Here is a 1,164-nt window from a genome sequence, read left to right as displayed (position 1 = left end):
TGTATAAGCGCGAAATGAAAGGCAGCGTAAAACTGCTTTTGATTTTCGGCGCCGTGATCACGCTGTATGTGACCATCATCATCACCATGTATGAGCCGGAAATGATGGCCACCCTGGACAGCTTTTATGAAGTCATGCCCGAAATGATGGCCGCCGTGGGAATGAAGGCCGGTGCCACCACCCTCATCGGGTTCATGATCTCCTACCTGTACGGGTTTATTCTGCTGGTGTTCCCCATGGTGTTCTGCATCCTGCGCGGCAACGGGCTCATCGCCCGCTATGTGGACCGGGGGTCCATGGCGGCGCTGGTCGCCGCCCCGGTCAGGCGCAGCACCATCGCCTGTACCCAGATGTCCGTGCTGATCAGCAGCATTGTGCTGCTGTTGGGGTATGCCACCGTGCTGGAATATGCGGTGGCCCAAAGCAGTTTTCCCGGGGAACTGCCGCCGGACCAGTTGCTGGCGGTAAACGCCGGGCTGCTTTGCCTGCACATGTTCCTGGGGGGCATCTGCTTCCTGGCTTCCTGCCTTTTCTCCGACGCCAAATACAGCGTGGGCTTCGGCGCCGGTATCCCCGCCCTGATGTACGTTTTGCAGATGCTGGCCAACTCCGGCGGCAAAGCCGAAAACGCCAAATACTTTACGGCCTTTACCCTGTTTGATGCCAGCGGCCTCGTGGCCGGGGAAACCGCCGCCCTGGGCGGTGTTCTTGCCCTGCTGGCCGGGGCTGTGGCCCTGTATGCCATCGGCATTACGGTCTTTTGCCGCAAAGACCTGCACATCTAACGGCAGCGCACCTCTGCCCTGCCCCCTTGACACCAAAAGCAGCCGCCCGAAGGGGCGGCTGCTTTTTTCCTGTTTTTCTATTGCAGGGCGGATTTTGCGGTTCAGTGTTCGCCGCAGTGGCCGCCGCAGCCCTGTTCGCCGCAGGCATGGCCTTCCTCGTGATGGTGGCCGTGGTGGTCACAATGGGCGTCGGGGTCAAAGGTCAGGCGGCCTTCGGCCAGGGCCTGGGCCGCCGCGTCCGCGTCACCGCTGACGCCGCCGTACAGCCGGATGTTGGCCTGCGCCAGCGCCATCCGGGCACCGCCGCCAATGCCGCCGCAGATCAGCGCATCCACCTGCAGCGCTGCCAGCAGCCCGGCCAGCGCGCCGTGGCCGCTGC

The 1,164-nt window shown here is 62.8% G+C and carries 2 protein-coding genes; one reads left to right on the top strand and one right to left on the bottom strand.

Features of this window, described 5'->3' with window-relative positions; genetic code table 11:
* Positions 1 to 785 (top strand): ABC transporter permease subunit (locus tag H6B10_RS14575; RefSeq protein WP_243427411.1); only part of this gene is annotated, 785 nt, incomplete at its 5' end.
* Between the two features lie 101 nt (positions 786 to 886).
* Here H6B10_RS14575 and H6B10_RS14570 read toward each other — a convergent pair.
* Positions 887 to 1,164: NifB/NifX family molybdenum-iron cluster-binding protein (locus H6B10_RS14570; protein ID WP_243427410.1), on the bottom strand; the 278-nt coding region annotated here is incomplete at its 5' end.

Origin of the sequence: Gemmiger formicilis (genome assembly GCF_016901605.1) — a bacterium.
Taxonomy (GTDB): domain Bacteria; phylum Bacillota; class Clostridia; order Oscillospirales; family Ruminococcaceae; genus Gemmiger; species Gemmiger formicilis_B.
The sequence above is the reverse complement of the archived record's forward strand: the minus strand, read 5'-3'. Positions and strand labels throughout refer to the sequence as shown.